This is a genomic window from Algoriella xinjiangensis, from assembly GCF_900115015.1.
In the GTDB taxonomy this organism is placed as follows: Bacteria; Bacteroidota; Bacteroidia; order Flavobacteriales; family Weeksellaceae; genus Empedobacter; species Empedobacter xinjiangensis.
Genome location: NZ_FOUZ01000002.1, coordinates 102724 through 120501, shown reverse-complemented (window position 1 = coordinate 120501; position 17778 = coordinate 102724). Strand labels below are relative to the sequence as shown.

The following is a 17778-nucleotide window of genomic DNA, read 5'->3' as shown; positions in this document are numbered from 1 at the left end:
GTGTTACAAGCAGGCGATTTCAAGATTTACAATGCATCCGCTGGTGCAGGTAAAACATACACTTTAGTAAAAGAATTTATTTCGTTATTATTAGCAAACGAAAGCGATTATCATTTCGAACATATATTAGCCATCACTTTTACAAATAAAGCGGCAAACGAAATGAAAGAGCGTATCATAGAAACACTCGAAGAAATTGCAAGAAATCCAAAACCTGCAGAAGATTTTTATATTACAGAATTAGCCAAAGAGTTAAATCTGAAACCAGAAATCATCAAAACAAAATCGTACAATATCTTAATTGCGATTCTTCATAATTATTCAAAATTTTCTATTTCTACAATTGATAAATTTAATTTGCGCTTAATGAAATCTTTTGCGCAAGATTTAGGTCTTTCGATGAATTTTGATGTAGAAATGAATACCTCAGAAATCATTAACGAATCGGTAGATTTATTGTATTCTAAAATTGGAGAAGACGAAAAACTAACGCAAACCATGATAAAAATTGCGTTGGACAATATGGATGACAACAAATCTTGGGACATCCGAAAATCACTTTCTTCTGATACCAATGAAATTTCGAATGACCGACATTTACAAGATTTAGAAAAGCTGAAAAATATTTCGTTAGACGAATTTATCAACTACCGAAAAGTAATTTATACTGACATAAAAGCTTTAAAAGATGGATTAATTGTTGTCGGAAATGAGTTTTTTGAATTACTTTCTAACAACGGAATTTCGACAAACGAATTACCAGGAAAAAGTAGAGGAATTGCTGCTTTCTTTCAGAAATTAAAGAATTTTGATGGTTTCGGAATGATACTTCCAACCGATGCAAATAATAAAGATATTAATGATGACGGATATTTATCAAAAGTAAAAGATACAATTGCAGAAAGTATTTTTCCTCAAATCAAAACGTTATTTGAGAAAGCTGCAAGCATCAACGATCACCTGATTTTATTAACATCTATTCAAAAAAACATTTCGTCAATTTCTTTGATTAACGAAGTTGAAAAATCGTTGGATACCATCAAAAAAGATTCAAATGTTTTATTAATTAATGAGTTCAATACCATTATTAGTAAAAATTTGCAAGAGCAACCCGCAAATTTTATTTACGAAAGAATTGGTTCACGCTACAATCATTATTTTATTGATGAATTTCAGGATACATCTACGTTGCAATGGAATAATCTAAATCCGTTAGTCGAAAATGCGCGCGCTCAATCCGATACAATTATGTTGGTTGGCGATGCAAAACAATCTATTTATCGTTGGCGCGGAGGAAATCCTGCACAAATGATTGATTTGATTGATCGAAAAGAAGAAGAAAAAATTAAGGTCGAAGAATTAGAAAAAAACTGGCGAAGCCATAAAAATATTATTGAATTTAATAACGAATTATACTCGTTTATTGCGCCTCAACTTAATTTACCAAGTTTTCAACATTTATACGAAATCGGAAATAAACAGCATGTAAACGACAAAAATAACGGTTTTGTAAAAATAAATTTCATAGAGCAAGAAGGTCGATCTAAAGATTTATTTAAAGAAAAAAATTTAGAATTAGTTTTAAATTACATCAAAGAATGTCAAGCAAATAGTTTTTCGTTAAGCGATATTGCAATTTTAGTTCGTAGCAATGCGCAAGGAATTATGTTGGCTAAATTTTTAACCGAAAATGAATTGGTTGTAATTTCTAATGAAGCTTTATTGCTTAAAAACTCGTTCGAAATTCAATTGATAGAATATTTGTTCAAAATCACATCAAATCCAATGGACGAACAATCTAAAATTAGATTTTTGATGGTTGCTTACGAGCTTGAATTATTTGTGACAGATGATTTAACAATTACGGTAGAAAAAGCTTTAAAAGATGGATTAAAAGCATTTTTAAAATTAACAAAATCTATCGGGATTGATTTAGATTTTATTAAAGACCAAAATTTATCGTTGTATGATTTTACCGAAAAAACAATCCGAACTCTAAAATTAGAAAATCGTTCGCCAGCTTATATTTTAAGTTTTTTAGATGTTATTTTAGAATATTCATCCAAAAATGAATCCGATTTAAATTCGTTTTTAGAATTTTGGTCAACTGCAAAAGATAAATCAAGTATCAAAACGCCAAAAGGTGTGGATGCCATTCAAATTATGACGATTCATAAATCTAAAGGTTTAGAATTTCCGGTTGTTATTTTACCGTTTTTAGATTGGCAAAGTAAAAGTTCTAAAATCTGGATTCCGTTGCAAAAAAGTGATGAAAACCCTTTCGAAACTTTTTATGTGAACATAAATAATGATTTAAAAACAATTCAGAATACTGAAATTAAATCTAAAATTGACGAAGAAGAAAATTTGGTTCAATTAGACGAAATTAATACACTTTATGTTGCTACAACGCGCGCAAAAGAGCAGTTGTATATGATTGCGTTAAAACCAAAAGAAAATTCGGCTTCTAAAAATATTGCAAATTATTTACACGAATTTGTTGATTACAAAGGTTTTCATGAAGATGAAATTATTTTGAAAGGTTCGCCAGAACGAGTTTCTATTCCAAAAGAAAAAGAGCAATCTTCTAGTGAATTAACCATATATTCTTCGGATTGGAATACGCGTTTGGTGATTAATACAAATTCGGAAAAGGCACAACAAAAATTAGCGTTTACAGAATTTGGAAATACGGTGCATACAATTCTTTCACAAATTATTACGGCAAAAGATTTGCCTAAAATTATTGAGCAAGAAAAACAACGCGGAACTATTTCTGCGGAGAATGTTGCGCATCTGCAAAATGTCTTGGAAAATATGTTACAAGATGCTAAATTAGTTCCATATTTTGCAGACGATTTAACGGTGTTGAATGAGCGAGATTTTATTGACGAAAATGGACAAATTTTCAGAGCCGATCGTGTGGTGATTGATCAAGAAAATAAATGTACAATTATCGATTATAAAACTGGTCAACCCGATTTAGATCATCATTTTCAAGTTAATCGATATGCCGATTTTTTCAAATCATTAGGTTATACAATTCAATCTAAAATATTAATTTACATTGATGATGAACAGCAAAAAATTAATGTTGTAGAGGTAAATGAATGAATGAAAATATCAAATTAAAATTAGCAAGTTTACCAGATTCGCCTGGTGTTTATCAATATTATAATAAAAAAGGTGATTTACTTTATATAGGTAAGGCAAAAAACCTGAAACGTCGTGTAAGTTCATATTTCAATAAACAACACGATTCTAAACGTTTGCGCGTTTTAGTTAGTAATATTGAAACGATAGAAACCATCAATGTTAATTCTGAATATGATGCGTTGCTTTTAGAAAATAATTTGATAAAAGAACACAAACCACGTTACAATATTCTTTTAAAAGATGACAAAACCTATCCGTGGATTTGCATTAAAAATGAACGTTTTCCTCGTATATTTTCTACACGAAATGTGATAAAAGATGGTTCAGAATATTTTGGTCCATATTCTAGTGTAAAAACAATGAAAGTTTTGTTGGGATTAATCAAAGAATTGTACCAAATAAGAACTTGTAGCTACGATTTAAGCGAAAAAAATATCGAAAACGATAAATATAAAGTTTGCTTAGAATATCATATCGGGAATTGTTTGGGACCTTGCGAAGGTTATCAAACCGAAGAAGAATATAACGAACAAATTACTGCAATTCGTAATATTATCAAAGGAGAATTTAACGAAGCAAAACAATATTTGATCGATCAAATGATAAAATATGCTTCGGAATTAAAGTTTGAAAAAGCCCAAATCATAAAAGAAAAAATAGAATCGTTGCAAAATTACCAAGCACGTTCTACCATTGTTTCGCCTACAATTACTAATGTAGATGTTTTTTCGATTTCGTCGGACGAAGAATATGCGTATGTCAATTTCATGAAAATTTATCATGGCGCAATTATTCAATCGTATACAGAAGAATGGAAAAAGAAATTGGACGAAACGGACGAAGATTTATTGGAACGAGCAATTATTGATTTTTCGGAGCGATTTAATCTTAATTCAAAAGAAATATATGTGCCGTTTGAATTGAATTTAGAAATTCCGAACAGAAAAATTACGGTTCCAAAAATTGGCGATAAAAAACATATCATTGATTTGTCGTTAAAAAATACGCGAATTTATCGTTTAGAACAACTTAAACAAACCAAAATTGTAGATCCAGATCGACATACAAATCGAATTATGAATCAAATGAAAATTGATTTACGATTACCTGCCGAACCGCGACATATCGAAGGTTTTGATAACTCAAACATACAAGGTACAAATCCTGTTTCGGCTTGTGTGGTTTTCAAAAATGGAAAACCAAGCAAAAAAGATTACCGTATTTTTAATGTTAAAACCGTTGAAGGTCCAAATGATTTTGCAACGATGGAAGAAGTCATAGAACGTCGTTATACGCGTGTTATAGCCGAAGGCGAACCTTTACCTCAACTTATTTTGATAGATGGTGGAAAAGGACAATTAAGTTCTGCACTAAAATCTCTTGATCGTTTAGGCTTGCGTGGAAAAGTATCTGTTATTGGAATTGCAAAGCGTTTAGAGGAAATTTATTATCCCGACGATCCTTATCCGTTGTATTTAGATAAAAACTCGGAAACGTTGAAAGTTTTGCAACATGTGCGCGATGAATCGCACCGTTACGGAATCACAAACCACAGAAATAGACGAAGTAAAAATGCGTTTAATTCGGTTTTAGAAGAAATTGATGGCATAGGACCGCAAACAATTAAAGAATTATTAACAAATTTTAAATCGGTAGAACGAATAAAAAATGCATCTTTGTTAGAATTAACAGATGTTATAGGAAAATCGAAAGCTAAAAAAGTAAAAGATTATTTTTCTAATGAAAAACCTACTAATTGATAGAGATTTAACTTCTCTACTGAACAATCCAAAACTACAAGCCATTTTGGCCATTGTTCCAGTCACTTTATTTATACTTGGCTTGTTAAGTTATTTTGGAATTTTCTTTTCCATGTTTAGCACTATTGATGCGCAATTGGGACACATGGGAAATTCTAAATCACTATTAAGTGCATTACTAGGAAACCTTATTATTTTTATCTTTTTGGTATTAATGAGTTTTTTTACGGGTGTCATTTCATTCGTTTATTTTGTTGTGCACGCCGTTAAAAATCCTAATTTAATAAAAAGTGATGATCGATTATTTTGGATTATCGCAATTATTTTTGGTAATGGATTAGGGATTTTTGTGTATTGGTTTTCTCAAATCAAACGAAAAGATCCACGACCTATTATCGATTTATACACCGACGAAATCTAATAAAATTATACATATAAACTGCTTTACAATTTAGTAAAGCAGTTTTTTTATTCTGTGTTCTCATTTTTTGTACCTTAATTCTATAAATCAAAATCATATGAAAACAGTAGAAATCTTACAAAACGAATTGCAACATGAATATCAAATTACGAAAGAATTCATAGCTAAATTTCCGAATGATAAAACCGACTATAAACCGCACGAAAAAAGTATGGACATCAAAACATTAAGCAATCATATTGTGGAAGTTTTTGCGTGGCCAGAATTAGTTTTAAAAACAGATAAATTAGATTTTGAAGCAGGAGATTATAAACCTTCTCATTATGAAACAGCGACTGATTTATTAAAAGAATTAGACAAAGATTATGCTATAGGGAAATCGGCTTTAGAAAATGCTTCGGAAGATGATTTATCAAAACGTTGGAAAATGTGTGCTGGAGAAACAACTCTTTTCGATTTTTCTAAATACGAAGCTATTCGACATGCCTTAAATCAAATTACACATCATCGTGCGCAATTAGGTGTTTATTATCGTTTAAATGATATTGAGTTACCATCTAGCTACGGACCAAGCGCAGATTCTCAAACTTTTTAACAACAAAAAAGGCTTCTTGTGCAGAAGCCTTAAAATCATAATTAGTGTTAATTAATATCACTGATCAGTAATATTGATACTCAAAAATATCAATAATAAAATAACATGACAAATATTATTAAGATTATTTTAATAATATTTAACATTTTTATAGGATTCATAGAATTATCAAGATAATTTTATTTATTCTTAAATAATAAATGCTCAAATTATTTATATACTAATCGCACAAATTGATTCTATAAAAAAAGCCATTACAATTGTAATGGCTTTCTATTTATTTATCGTTTTATTTATACAAAAGGAGTTTTTACTACTTCTGCTAAAATATTTTTATCACGAATCTGAATTCTAATTTTTGTTCCAACTTTAGCAAAATCAATATTTACATAAGCTAAACCAACACCTTGTTTCAAAATTGGCGATTGTGTTCCCGAAGTTACAATACCAATTGTATTTTCGTAATCGTCTACCACTTTATAATCATGACGAGGAATTCCTCTTTCAATCATTTTGAAACCTACTAATTTCTTTTCTACTCCAGCCTCTTTTTGAGCCTTTAAAATATCCGAAGAAATAAATCCTGTATCCAATTTAGTTACCCAACCTAAGCCAGCTTCTAATGGAGTTGTTTCATCATTAATATCATTACCATATAAACAGTAACCTTTTTCTAAACGTAAAGTATCGCGAGATGCTAAACCACAAGGCTCAATTTCAAAAGCTTTACCAGCTTCCATCACTTTATCCCAAATTTCGTTTGCTTGCTCGTTTGCAAAATAAATTTCGAAACCACCAGAACCTGTATAGCCTGTTGCCGAAATAATAACATTATCTAAACCTGCAAATTTTCCTATTTCGAAATGATAAAAAGGAATTTCTGCTAAATTAATATCTGTTAAAGCTTGCATTGCTTCGATTGCTTTTGGTCCTTGAATAGCCAACAAAGACATTTCGTCTGACTTGTTTGTCATCTCAACACCAAAAGTATTGTGCTTCGTCATCCAATTCCAATCTTTTTCAATATTTGATGCATTTACAACTGCCATCCATTCGTTATCCGCAATTTTGTAAATAATTAAATCATCTACAATACCACCTTTTTCATTTGGCATTGCATTATATTGAGCTTGTCCTATTGCGACTTTAGTTACATCGTTTGTTAATAAATATTGCAATAAATCTGTTGCTTTTTCTCCTTTCAAGAAAAATTGTCCCATGTGAGACACATCAAAAACGCCAACTTTTTCGCGTACAGCAAAATGTTCTTGGTTAACACCTGCGTATTGTACTGGCATTTCATATCCAGCAAAAGGAACCATTTTTGCACCTAAATCTTTGTGCTTTTGGTTTAATGCAGTTACTTTCATTGTTTGTTTGCTTTGATAAGTTTATAATTCTCCCAAAAATAAGGAATTAATTCGTAGAAAAATTAGTCAATAAAATTTTATCTAATTTTATGTATAATTTTCAAATCGCCGTCTGTCGCTTTATACGGGTCAAAACGCATGATCGATTTACCTTTCTGAAATTTGATTTGAAATTTTTCATCAATTTTACCAACCAATTTCTTTGGCGCGCAATCTTCGCAAGGTTGTATAAGAATTGTATCGTTGGTTTTCCCTTTTACTTTTACAATTTGATACGAATAATCTTTGTCTAATTTCGATGGAATACTATTTTCTATCGGTTTGCTAAAATCATTAATAAAAAAAACGCGACGATCCTTGTTACTCCCAATAACAATAGATATACCGACAAAAATCAATAAAACTACAATTGCTATGGTTAATCCTTTTTTTATATCCATCTTTATGGTTAATTCGTAGTTTAAAAGTAACAATTCATTCCGAATGAAAAAAATATTCATTTTATTTCCTATCTTTTTAGTTCTATTTACATTGACAATGAATAGTTGTACGAAAACTAAATTGATTACTGAGAAAGAAAATAATCTTACTAAAAACATCAAAAATGGCGATTTAATATTTGTTGGTGCCCAAACCGAAGAACTATCGGGCGCTATAAATCGGGTTACAAAATTATCTGAAGAAACAAATTTTGATCATGTTGGATTGATTGAAAAAACCTCCGATTCTTTTTTTGTTTTACATGCGGCGCCAATGGGCGGTTCTCAGCGCGAAGAAATTCATCATTTTTATACTTCTCAAACCGAAAAAAACAATAAAATTGTCATTTATCGTTTAAAAGATGATTATCAGAAAACCATTCCAAATGCTATTTCTAAAGCAAAAACAATGTTAGGAAAACCGTACAATTGGTTATATATTTTGAATGATGACGAATTATATTGTTCGGATTTTGTAGAAAGAGCTTTTCGAAATGATAACGTTTTCGAACTAATTCCGATGAATTTTAAAAATCAAGAAACAGGAAAAATTGATGATTTTTGGGTTGATTTTTACAGTAAGAAAGGAAAAAAAGTTCCACAAGACGAACCTGGTACAAACCCAAATCAATTAGCAAGCTCGGAGAAATTGATTAAAATTGGTGAATTGAAAATGTAAAATATATGATGTGATTCTGAAACAAGTTTAGAATGACGTTCTGAATTTTGTCAAGCTGAATTTATTTCAGCTTCACATAAACATTTAAAAGATTCATTTTATTAAAACAAAATTTTTGATTGATGTACTTTTATCATAAATAATTACTTTTACCTCATGAAACAAAACATTATATATTCGGTTTTATTTTTTATCGTTTTATTTATTCTAAAATATTTTTTTGATAAAAGCGATACGCAATCTATGTTAATAAGTTCTGCAATCGGAACATTGATTTTCTTTATTTATAGAGTTCTTATCCGAAAATATTTATACAAACAAAAAGACCAAGAAAATTAATTTTCTTGGTCTTTTTTTATTGCTTCTATCGCTTTTTCTATATGTATGTTTGCTAAATTAGAAACTATATGTTCTATTAATATGCCTTGCTTGTTAAACACAAATGTTTCGCGCGGCGTTATCAATCCAAATTTCTTTTTGATTCCTAATCGCTTTGATAATTTTGCGCCTTTATCAGAAAGTAACGGAAAATTAAGTTGATGTTTCGTGTAAAATTTTTCGTGAGATGATGTAGATTGTCCATTAATCCCAACAATTATGGTATCTAAAGCCTTAAAATCTGCATTCAAATCTCTAAATTCGCACACTTCTTTGGTACAAGTTGGTGTAAAATCCATCGGGTAAAAAAATAGTACAAAGTATTTTTTGTACAAATATTCGTCCGAGTTAAACCAATTTCCTTTATTATCTTCCAACGAAAAAGTTGGTAAATGTTCTCCTATTTTCATTCGCCGTCGTATTCTACAAAATTACGTGGTGTTTCGTATAATGTTACTTTAAGTTCTAAATCAGCATTTAATTTTGCTCTAATTTTATTCCAAATTAAAATCACAATATTTTCTGCTGTTGGATTTGTATTTTTAAATTCTTCGATGTCTATATTTAGATTTTTATGATCCAAATAATCCTCCACTTCTACTTCAATTATCTGACGTAATTCGTCCAAATTCATCACAAAACCAGTTTCGGGATCAACTTCTCCTTTTACACTTACAATAATTTCGTAATTATGGCCATGAAAATGTGGATAAGAACATTTTCCGAAAACTTCGAAATTCTTTTCATCGCTCCAATTTTGGTTAAATAAGCGATGCGCAGCATTAAAATGAGCTTTTCTGTTTACAGTTACTTTCATCTGTATTATTTTTTAGGCTTCGATATAAGATACGTAATGTTCAAAAATAATTTTGAACCAAGCCGTATAATTTTGAGGATTTTTTTCGATATCTTTTTTCAAATCCATCAAATCAACCCAACGATATGCCATTACTTCTTCTGGATTTAGTTTTGGTTCGTCATTATACGTTCCGATAAAAACATGATCCAATTCGTGTTCGGTTAAATTATTGTCTAAATGCGCTTTGTAAATAAAACTAAATTTAAACTCTAAATCGCAATCAAATCCCATTTCTTCTTTCAAACGTCGGTGCGCAGCTTGATCATACGTTTCGTTATCGCGCGGATGGCTACAACACGTATTCGTCCATAAAGTTGGTGAATGATATTTGCTTGCAGCACGTTGCTGAATCATCAATTCGCCATTAGAATTGAATACAAAAACCGAAAATGCACGATGTAACAAACCTGCAACATGCGCCTGTTGTTTTTCCATCAATCCTAATTTTTGATCATCTTGATCAACTAAAACCACGAATTCTTTCATCTAACAAAAATAGTTTATTCTATAGGATTAAAAAAGAAGTTCAATTTCTTTATGTTTAAATTCTCTTGCTTGATGATCTATTTCGATAACCAAATTTCCAGCCTCGTTTACATCTCTAATTATTCCGGCAACTTCTACGCCATCTAATTTAAATTGTGAAATTTTATCTTTCCTAAAAAGGTTATTTAAATACGTTTCATGAATCAAATCAAATTTCTTTTGCTCTAAAATATGATATTCTTTCTGAAACAACTCAACCAAATCTGTCAAAATTGCTTCGATGTCATATTGTGTGTCAGTAATATTTTTTAATGAAGAAGCTTTGGGCAAATGATTAAAATCAGTTTGATTAACGTTAATTCCAATCCCGATTATTGAATGCATAATTTGATTAGAACGATGATTTTCGATTAAAATACCGCAAACCTTTTTATCGTTCAAAATAATATCATTTGGCCATTTTACGTTATTTTTTGGGTGAAATTGTTTTAAAAATAGGCAAATTGTGTTCGAAATCCATTCGTTAAAATAAATTAATTGTTGAAAAGTGTAATCTGTTTTCAACAAAAAACTAAAGGTTAAATTTTCTCCATCTACAACTTTCCACTCGTTTCCTGCATAACCTTTTCCTTTTGTTTGGTTTTTCGCATGTATGACAGTCCAACTATTGGCATCTTTTTTGGACAATTCCATTAGAAATTCGTTGGTACTAGGCAAAGAGTCAAAACTTATCAGGTTCATTTTTATAATTAATTTTATCTAGTGGTTAAAGTTATTTTAAAAAGTTCATAGTTTGGTAAGGATTCACTAAATTTGCCAATTACAAAATAAAAGATGGTAGATACACAATATACAAAAGACTTGCTAGATAGCATTGTTGATGGAATAACAAACGTTAAAGGAGAAGAGATTACAATTTTAGATTTAAGAGAAATTGAAAATGCTTTTTGTGAATACTTTGTTGTTTGTACAGGAAACTCGAACACACAAGTAAGCTCTTTATCTGGTTCTATAGAAAGAACTGTGAAAACAGAAATGGGCGAAAGACCTTTTCATATAGAAGGCTCACAAAATAATCAATGGATTTTAATGGACTACTCAAATGTAATTGTTCATATCTTCCAAAAAGAATCCAGAGAATATTACGATATCGAAAGCTTATGGGGAGATGCCATTGAAACTCGTATCGAAATGGAATATTAATCGTAAAACTGAAACCAAAATAAATTGAAAAAAAATAATTTTAAACCATCGGGGTTTAATCCTACGTGGATTTATGCCATTATTGGGTTATTGCTGATTGCCTTTTTATTATTTTCTGATAATATTGGCGGAATGGGTGGTCCAACCAAAAATATAGACCGTACTACTCTACTTTCTTATGTTGAAAAAGGCTACGTAAAAGAAGCTGATTTAGAAAAAGAAACGGGTAGAGTAAATGTTTTTTTGACAGACGCAGCTTTAAATACAGAAGAGTTTAAAAAATTTAAAAAATCAGATAACGGCTTATCGGCCTTTAGTGGTCCGTCAGCAAATTTTACATTTAATGTAGCTGATGCCGGAAATTTTGAAAAAGATTTTTATGCTAACGTAGAAAAAAGTCCAAATAAAACAGCAAAACTAAATACGGTTGTTTCAAGCGGATTTAGTAGCTTATTTATGAACCTTTTTATCACTTTAATTTTCTTTGGTTTAATCTATTTCTTTTTATTTAGAAGAATGGGTTCTGGAGGAGCAACAGGTGGAAGCGGCGGAATTTTCTCAGTAGGAAAATCTAAAGCGAAATTATTTGAAGGAGACGATCACATCAAAACAACATTCAAAGATGTTGCAGGTTTAGAAGGAGCAAAAGAAGAAATCGAAGAAATTGTCGAATTCTTAAAAAACCCTGATAAATTCACAAAATTGGGTGGTAAAATTCCGAAAGGAGCATTATTAGTAGGACCTCCGGGTACTGGTAAAACTTTATTAGCAAAAGCAGTTGCTGGTGAAGCTAAAGTTCCGTTTTTCTCTTTATCAGGTTCAGATTTCGTCGAAATGTTTGTAGGTGTTGGTGCATCTCGTGTTCGTGATTTATTCAAAAATGCAAAAGAAAAATCACCATCAATTATTTTTATTGATGAGATTGATGCAATTGGTAGAGCACGTGGAAAATCTAACTTTACAGGTTCTAACGACGAGCGCGAAAATACATTAAACCAATTATTAACAGAAATGGATGGTTTCGGAACGGAATCTAACGTTATCGTAATTGGAGCAACAAACCGTTCAGACGTTTTAGACAAAGCATTATTGCGTCCAGGTCGTTTTGATCGTATCATTCAAGTTGATTTACCTGAATTAAACGAACGTAAAGAAATTTTTCAAGTTCATTTACGTCCATTAAAATTAGGTGAAGATGTTGAAGTAGAATTTTTAGCAAAACAAACACCAGGTTTTTCTGGTGCAGATATTTCTAATGTTTGTAACGAAGCAGCTTTAGTCGCAGCACGTAAAAACAAAGAAGTTGTAGAAAAACAAGATTTCTTAGACGCTGTCGACCGTATTATTGGTGGATTAGAAAAGAAAAGTAAAGTTATCAAACCTTCAGAAAAAAGACGTATTGCTTATCACGAAGCTGGTCATGCAACTATTGGTTGGTTAACAGAGCACGCAGCACCATTAATTAAAGTAACTATAGTTCCACGTGGACGTTCTTTAGGTGCGGCTTGGTATTTACCAGAAGAAAGACAAATTACAACGACAGAACAATTGTTAGACGAAATGTGTATGACAATGGGTGGTCGTGCTGCAGAGCAAGTTGTATTGGGTAATATCTCTACTGGTGCGTTAAGCGACTTAGAAAAGGTTACAAAACAAGCTTCTGCCATGGTTAGTATCTATGGTTTAAACAAAGAAGTTGGTAATGTTTCTTATTACGATTCATCTGGGCAAAATGAATACGGTTTTAGTAAACCATATTCAGAAAAAACAGCTCAAATAATTGATGAAGAAGTTAAGGCAATGATTGAAGCACAATACGAAAGAGCAAAAGAAATTTTACTTGCAAATCGTGATAAACTTGACATCTTAGCTGAAAAATTAATTGAAAAAGAAGTTATTTTTAGAGAAGACTTAGAAGAAATTTTCGGAAAAAGAGAATTTATAAATGAGTTAGATAAAATTGAACAACAAGAGGAAGACGCTATTGCAGCAGGACCAGAACAAGTTATTCAACCAGAATCTGGAAATAACATTTAAAAAATAATCAAAAATGTTAAAAAAAATCGTCTTAATTGGACGATTTTTTTTTTGCTTCATATTATATTGACAAAAATTATTACCTTTAGAGTGAAATTAAATAATTTCGCATTAATTCATGATAATTCATGTGGAAAGCAATTAAAAACCTACTAAAAAAAGCGAATCAAGTTTCTGATAATAAAGACGAAGAAAATCACGTTGATTTATTTCATCCAAATTATACAGAGAACAATGCTTCTATGGACGAAATTTTTGCTACTAATTTTAATGCTGGTGGAGGACATTTTTTATTTTGTGATAATAATGATGAAGCTTTCCAAAACCTAAAAGAAATTGTAAAATACGAAAACGTAACCGAATTAATTTGTTTGGACAAACAATTGCAGCAAATCTTAACTTCTATAGATGTGCCTTTTGTCGAAAAACCAAGCGATTCTCGTTACACATTAAGTTTTCTTAATTGCGAATTCTTAATTGCTTTTGATGGTAGTATCATGCTTTCTGCGCATCAAACTTGTGGAAGAAATATAGACGATTTTCCGACAAATTTTATTATCTATGCACGCCCATCTCAACTTGTTGAAAATGTTGGCGCGGCTTTACAAAAATTACGAACACTAAAAAAAGACAATCTTCCATCTAAAATTACTTCGATTCGAGGAAAAAACATGCACAAATTTCCTAACGTACAGAATGCGAAGAATATTTATTTGTTATTGGTTGAAGAATAGCCATGAAAAATTTAGCAGTTAGAGCTTTCTCGGGACTTATCTACGCGATTATTATATTTTTAGGAACAACAATCCATCCAAAAGGATTAATCAGTTTAATGATTGTTTTTGGACTTTTTTGTTTGTACGAATTTTTTAAAATCACAAAACTTACTTCTAAAATCTATCAATTAGGCGCTTTATTAGCAGCTTTGATAGTGTATGGATATTACGGAAAAGAATTTTTAGAAGCTTTTGAAACTTCTAATCATTATTATTTTTACTTAAAAAGTCTTTATTTCATCATACCCGTTTTATTTGTTTTTAGCATTTACATTATTTTTAAATCGACAAACGAATTATTAAACGATTTTGGAAAAGCAACATTAGGTTTAACCTACATTATTGCGCCATTCGCCTTAGCATTAACCTTACCAAGTTTTGATTATAACCTTGGCGAAAAAGTAATGCATTACGAAGTTTTCTTTATTTTTGTATTATTATGGACAAGCGATTCTTTTGCCTATATAACAGGTAATTTGATTGGTAAACATAAATTAGCACCTAAAATTTCGGGTGCAAAAACATGGGAAGGATTTTTTGGTGGAATTGTTTTTACAATTTTAACAGGATTTTTGATTCAGAAATATTTTGGAGAAAACTTACATGGTAATTGGATGATAATTGGGCTAATTGTTGCAGCCTTAGGACCAATTGGTGATTTAACAGAATCTAAATTAAAACGTTTTTTTAATGTAAAAGACAGTAGTAATTTAATTCCTGGTCACGGAGGTTTTTTAGATCGACTAGATAGTTTTATATTTGTCGTTCCATTTGTCTATTTATATTATTTATTAGTATATACTTTATGAAGCTTCACAGAGAAGGAACAGCTATTTTAATTGGTTGCTTAATTTTATTTGCAATCTTAACGGGAGTATTAAATTACTTTTTCCCAGTTTATGGATTTTACTTTGCATTACCATTATGGATCTTATACGGATTTGTTGTTTGGTTTTTTCGTAATCCAATTCGCGAATCAGATTCGTCAGAAAATTGCGTTATTGCACCAGTTGACGGAAAAGTAGTGGTATTAGAAGAAGTTTTTGAAACAGAATTTTTGAATCAAAAATGTATTCAACTTTCTATTTTCATGACTCCACTTAATGTACATGTAACGCGTTATCCAGTTAACGGAAAAGTTATTTATTCTAAATATCATCCAGGTAAATTTTTGGTAGCATTTCATCCAAAATCATCAGAATTGAATGAAAGAACAACTGTGGTTGTAGAAAATGCAGATCATACAAAAATATTATTTAGACAAATTGCTGGCGCTGTTGCACGTAGAATTGTTTGTTATAGCAAAGACAATGACACTGCTGTTGCTGGAAAAGAATACGGTTTTATCAAATTTGGTTCTCGTGTAGATATCTTTTTACCACTGGGAACTGAGATTAATGTAAAAGTTGGTGATAAAACAAAAGGTGGAATTCAGAAAATTGCACAATTGAAATAAATCAGTTAATTAAATCAATGTTTTTAACTAATTTTGTCAAAACAATTATCAAACATAATATATCCTTACAATAAATTTTGTACGACATGAAAAAATTAACTCTTATAGTAGCTTTGGCTGCATTTGCAACTTCTTGTAATTCTAAACCAGGTGTTAATCACGGTGTGGTTAAATTAGAGCATGAAACTGCTACTGCAGAAGAAATGCACCATAAAAGTCATGCTGCCGAAGAAGCACATGAAGGACATGCTGAAGAAGCTAAACACGAAGAAAAAGCTGAAGCTAAAGATTCTACAAAAACTGTAGAAATGCATGTTACAGAGAAAAAAGATAGCGTAGCTAAAAAATAATTTTAAATACTAATAACTTTTTTATCGTCGCCAATTACATAATTTTTGTTTTTGGAATGAATATAAAAAGACGTATTTGATGAGTTGTATTGCGATATAATCGACAATATTTCTTGATAAGAAAATCGTTCGGCATCTAAAACAATGTTTTGATTCTGCTGATTTTTAAGTTCAGAAAGTTGATTAATCCAATTCAACTCATTTTTATTTACCTCAACTTTTTGCTGATTTGACTGATTTGATAAATTAAATTTTATCATCTCTACACAATACTTTACAGCAATTCCTGCTCTTAAAACTTGATAATTTAACCAATTATCTTTGTAGTATTTCGCCAGAAAAATCATCATTGCTTCAAAAAATATTTTAAAATATTTTTTATCTCGTTTTGTACTTTCGCCTTTATAATGTAAAACCGTTATATCGCCTTTATAATAGTTTGTATATCCTGCTAATTCTGCACTATACGAAATATCAATATCTTCGCCATACATAAAATAACGTGCATCAAATCCACCAATTTCTTGATAAATTTGTTTCGTTGTAAACATAAAAGCACCAACTAAAATTTCGCAAGGCGCTGTTTCAAATTCATCAACTTCTAACTTATAATAATTATTTGATGTCGATTTATTAAGTCTTTTAAAAAGCTTTGAAAACGAGTTTTTGGCTGTCGGAATATTACGTTTAGATTCGGGATGAAAGTTTCCGTTTGTATCAATTAATCGAACACCAACCAATCCTATTTTATCTTTGGATTGATGAAAATCTATTAATTTTAGAAAAATATCTTCAGGAATAATTGTATCAGGATTAAGAATTAAAATATAATCGCCCAACGCATTTTCTACTCCAATATTATTGGCTTTTGCAAAACCCAAATTTTCTGTTTGCAGTAAATATTTAATCGTTGGATAGATTTTTTTTAAGGATTCAAAATCAATTTCCGACGAATTGTTATCGACCACTATAATCTCACCTTCACAATTTTTAAGTGCTTCTTGACACGAATCAAGACAAATTTCTAAATGTTTTGGTGCGTTATAACTTACAATAACAATGGATAATTTCATTAAAATTTATTTTCAGTGTACGGTATTCGATGCTGAATAGAGCGAACCAAAGTTGCCTCATCTGCATACTCTAACTCATCACCTACTCCTAGACCTCTTGCTATTGTAGAAAAAATAATTTGTGTATTTTTTAATTGTCGATACAAATAGAAAACCGTTGTGTCACCTTCCATTGTCGAGCTTAAAGCAAAAATTATTTCCTTCACATTTTCATGCTGAACGCGATCAATTAATGTTTGAATATTTAATTGTCCAGGTCCAATTCCTTCCATAGGTGAGATCTTCCCTCCTAAAACGTGATATTTACCTTTAAATTGTCCTGTATTTTCTATTGCCATTACATCGCGCACGTCTTCTACAACACAAATCACAGATTCGTCGCGCAATTGATTACTACAAATTTCACAAATATCTTGATCCGAAATTGTATGACATTGTTGGCAATATTTTATATCAACCATCAAATGCGAAAGTGCTTCGGATAAGGCAACCGTCTGCGATTTTGGACGATTTAACATATGCAAAACAAGTCGTAAAGCCGTACGTTTTCCTATTCCTGGTAAATTCGACATTTCTTCTACAGCTTTCTCTAAAACCTTGCTTGGGTAATTCATTTATTCAAAAAATTATAGACGACAAATTTACAATTTTATCTGTTTGAAATTTATATGTCCTTATATCCTCAAAAATATTAAATTTG

Annotated in this window: 19 protein-coding genes; 11 read left to right on the top strand and 8 right to left on the bottom strand. The window is 30.7% G+C overall.

The window, feature by feature from the left end; genetic code table 11:
- The 4 genes from BM072_RS02150 (at position 1) to BM072_RS02135 (ending at position 5932) form a co-directional block, all read left to right on the top strand.
- Entirely contained in the window at positions 1-3114 is a 3114-nt protein-coding gene (locus BM072_RS02150; protein ID WP_092906109.1) for a UvrD-helicase domain-containing protein, read from the top strand.
- Positions 3111-4916, top strand: a complete 1806-nt coding sequence (gene uvrC / locus BM072_RS02145; RefSeq protein ID WP_092906107.1) for an excinuclease ABC subunit UvrC — start codon at positions 3111-3113, stop codon at positions 4914-4916. Before BM072_RS02150 ends, uvrC begins: the two co-directional genes overlap by 4 nt.
- On the top strand, positions 4897-5337 hold the full coding sequence (locus tag BM072_RS02140; RefSeq protein WP_092906105.1) for a hypothetical protein: 441 nt from the start codon (positions 4897-4899) through the stop codon (positions 5335-5337). The genes uvrC and BM072_RS02140 overlap by 20 nt, the downstream gene beginning before the upstream one ends.
- A 97-nt stretch (positions 5338-5434) precedes the next feature.
- Positions 5435-5932, top strand: a complete 498-nt coding sequence (locus BM072_RS02135; RefSeq protein WP_092906103.1) for a DinB family protein — start codon at positions 5435-5437, stop codon at positions 5930-5932.
- A gap of 293 nt (positions 5933-6225) precedes the next feature.
- Here the strand turns inward: BM072_RS02135 and gcvT are convergent, their stop codons facing one another.
- Both gcvT and BM072_RS02125 read right to left on the bottom strand, forming a co-directional pair.
- On the bottom strand, positions 6226-7302 hold the full coding sequence (gcvT, locus tag BM072_RS02130; protein ID WP_092906101.1) for a glycine cleavage system aminomethyltransferase GcvT: 1077 nt from the start codon (positions 7300-7302) through the stop codon (positions 6226-6228).
- Between the two features lie 77 nt (positions 7303-7379).
- Entirely contained in the window at positions 7380-7742 is a 363-nt protein-coding gene (locus tag BM072_RS02125) for a hypothetical protein (RefSeq protein ID WP_125112896.1), read from the bottom strand.
- A gap of 43 nt (positions 7743-7785) precedes the next feature.
- Between BM072_RS02125 and BM072_RS02120 the strand changes: the two genes are divergently transcribed.
- Complete coding sequence (locus tag BM072_RS02120; protein WP_245752026.1) at positions 7786-8460, top strand: YiiX/YebB-like N1pC/P60 family cysteine hydrolase; 675 nt, start codon at positions 7786-7788, stop codon at positions 8458-8460.
- 335 nt (positions 8461-8795) lie between these two features.
- Here BM072_RS02120 and BM072_RS02110 read toward each other — a convergent pair whose 3' ends face one another.
- The 4 genes from BM072_RS02110 to BM072_RS02095 are packed head-to-tail and all read right to left on the bottom strand — an operon-like array spanning position 8796 to position 10924.
- Positions 8796-9248, bottom strand: coding sequence for a peroxiredoxin (locus tag BM072_RS02110; RefSeq protein ID WP_092906095.1), 453 nt, complete (start codon positions 9246-9248; stop codon positions 8796-8798).
- The gene (locus tag BM072_RS02105; RefSeq protein ID WP_092906093.1) at positions 9245-9655 is read right to left on the bottom strand and encodes a 6-pyruvoyl trahydropterin synthase family protein; all 411 of its coding nucleotides are present in this window, start codon (positions 9653-9655) and stop codon (positions 9245-9247) included. The genes BM072_RS02110 and BM072_RS02105 overlap by 4 nt, the downstream gene beginning before the upstream one ends.
- A gap of 12 nt (positions 9656-9667) precedes the next feature.
- Positions 9668-10183 carry an isopentenyl-diphosphate Delta-isomerase gene (gene idi / locus BM072_RS02100; RefSeq protein ID WP_092906091.1) on the bottom strand — a complete coding sequence of 172 codons (516 nt, stop codon included), beginning with the start codon at positions 10181-10183 and terminating at the stop codon, positions 9668-9670.
- A 27-nt stretch (positions 10184-10210) separates the two neighbouring features.
- Complete coding sequence (locus BM072_RS02095; RefSeq protein ID WP_092906089.1) at positions 10211-10924, bottom strand: biotin--[acetyl-CoA-carboxylase] ligase; 714 nt, start codon at positions 10922-10924, stop codon at positions 10211-10213.
- Between the two features lie 93 nt (positions 10925-11017).
- Here BM072_RS02095 and rsfS point away from each other — a divergent pair, with 93 nt between their 5' ends.
- From rsfS to BM072_RS02065, 6 genes are all read left to right on the top strand, one after another.
- A complete protein-coding gene (gene rsfS / locus BM072_RS02090; protein WP_092906087.1) occupies positions 11018-11386 on the top strand; it encodes a ribosome silencing factor in 369 nt (122 codons plus the stop codon).
- A gap of 24 nt (positions 11387-11410) precedes the next feature.
- Positions 11411-13423, top strand: a complete 2013-nt coding sequence (gene ftsH / locus BM072_RS02085; RefSeq protein ID WP_092906085.1) for an ATP-dependent zinc metalloprotease FtsH — start codon at positions 11411-11413, stop codon at positions 13421-13423.
- A 128-nt stretch (positions 13424-13551) separates the two neighbouring features.
- Entirely contained in the window at positions 13552-14157 is a 606-nt protein-coding gene (locus BM072_RS02080; RefSeq protein WP_092906082.1) for a hypothetical protein, read from the top strand.
- A gap of 2 nt (positions 14158-14159) precedes the next feature.
- Positions 14160-15008 (top strand): phosphatidate cytidylyltransferase, encoded by an 849-nt coding sequence (locus tag BM072_RS02075; protein ID WP_092906080.1) that lies wholly within the window; start codon positions 14160-14162, stop codon positions 15006-15008.
- The gene (locus tag BM072_RS02070) at positions 15005-15655 is read left to right on the top strand and encodes a phosphatidylserine decarboxylase family protein (protein ID WP_092906078.1); all 651 of its coding nucleotides are present in this window, start codon (positions 15005-15007) and stop codon (positions 15653-15655) included. Before BM072_RS02075 ends, BM072_RS02070 begins: the two co-directional genes overlap by 4 nt.
- 86 nt (positions 15656-15741) lie before the next feature.
- A complete protein-coding gene (locus BM072_RS02065) occupies positions 15742-16005 on the top strand; it encodes a hypothetical protein (RefSeq protein ID WP_092906076.1) in 264 nt (87 codons plus the stop codon).
- Positions 16006-16007: 2 nt separating this feature from the next.
- Here BM072_RS02065 and BM072_RS02060 read toward each other — a convergent pair whose 3' ends face one another.
- Positions 16008-17078 carry a glycosyltransferase family 2 protein gene (locus BM072_RS02060; RefSeq protein WP_092906074.1) on the bottom strand — a complete coding sequence of 357 codons (1071 nt, stop codon included), beginning with the start codon at positions 17076-17078 and terminating at the stop codon, positions 16008-16010.
- Complete coding sequence (recR, locus tag BM072_RS02055; RefSeq protein ID WP_092906072.1) at positions 17078-17692, bottom strand: recombination mediator RecR; 615 nt, start codon at positions 17690-17692, stop codon at positions 17078-17080. The genes BM072_RS02060 and recR overlap by 1 nt, the downstream gene beginning before the upstream one ends.
- Between the last annotated feature and the right edge of the window lie 86 nt (positions 17693-17778).

Bases quoted from the DNA above. Each gene is read 5' to 3' on its own strand.
- BM072_RS02065 (WP_092906076.1), top strand. From the start codon at position 15,742: ATGAAAAAATTAACTCTTATAGTAGCTTTGGCTGCATTTGCAACTTCT.
- BM072_RS02125 (WP_125112896.1), bottom strand. From the start codon at position 7,742: ATGGATATAAAAAAAGGATTAACCATAGCAATTGTAGTTTTATTGATT.
- BM072_RS02075 (WP_092906080.1), top strand. From the start codon at position 14,160: ATGAAAAATTTAGCAGTTAGAGCTTTCTCGGGACTTATCTACGCGATT.
- BM072_RS02060 (WP_092906074.1), bottom strand. From the start codon at position 17,078: ATGAAATTATCCATTGTTATTGTAAGTTATAACGCACCAAAACATTTA.
- recR (WP_092906072.1), bottom strand. From the start codon at position 17,692: ATGAATTACCCAAGCAAGGTTTTAGAGAAAGCTGTAGAAGAAATGTCG.
- BM072_RS02080 (WP_092906082.1), top strand. From the start codon at position 13,552: ATGTGGAAAGCAATTAAAAACCTACTAAAAAAAGCGAATCAAGTTTCT.
- BM072_RS02135 (WP_092906103.1), top strand. From the start codon at position 5,435: ATGAAAACAGTAGAAATCTTACAAAACGAATTGCAACATGAATATCAA.
- uvrC (WP_092906107.1), top strand. From the start codon at position 3,111: ATGAATGAAAATATCAAATTAAAATTAGCAAGTTTACCAGATTCGCCT.
- gcvT (WP_092906101.1), bottom strand. From the start codon at position 7,302: ATGAAAGTAACTGCATTAAACCAAAAGCACAAAGATTTAGGTGCAAAA.
- BM072_RS02070 (WP_092906078.1), top strand. From the start codon at position 15,005: ATGAAGCTTCACAGAGAAGGAACAGCTATTTTAATTGGTTGCTTAATT.
- BM072_RS02110 (WP_092906095.1), bottom strand. From the start codon at position 9,248: ATGAAAATAGGAGAACATTTACCAACTTTTTCGTTGGAAGATAATAAA.
- BM072_RS02120 (WP_245752026.1), top strand. From the start codon at position 7,786: ATGAAAAAAATATTCATTTTATTTCCTATCTTTTTAGTTCTATTTACA.
- BM072_RS02105 (WP_092906093.1), bottom strand. From the start codon at position 9,655: ATGAAAGTAACTGTAAACAGAAAAGCTCATTTTAATGCTGCGCATCGC.
- idi (WP_092906091.1), bottom strand. From the start codon at position 10,183: ATGAAAGAATTCGTGGTTTTAGTTGATCAAGATGATCAAAAATTAGGA.
- BM072_RS02095 (WP_092906089.1), bottom strand. From the start codon at position 10,924: ATGAACCTGATAAGTTTTGACTCTTTGCCTAGTACCAACGAATTTCTA.
- rsfS (WP_092906087.1), top strand. From the start codon at position 11,018: ATGGTAGATACACAATATACAAAAGACTTGCTAGATAGCATTGTTGAT.
- BM072_RS02140 (WP_092906105.1), top strand. From the start codon at position 4,897: ATGAAAAACCTACTAATTGATAGAGATTTAACTTCTCTACTGAACAAT.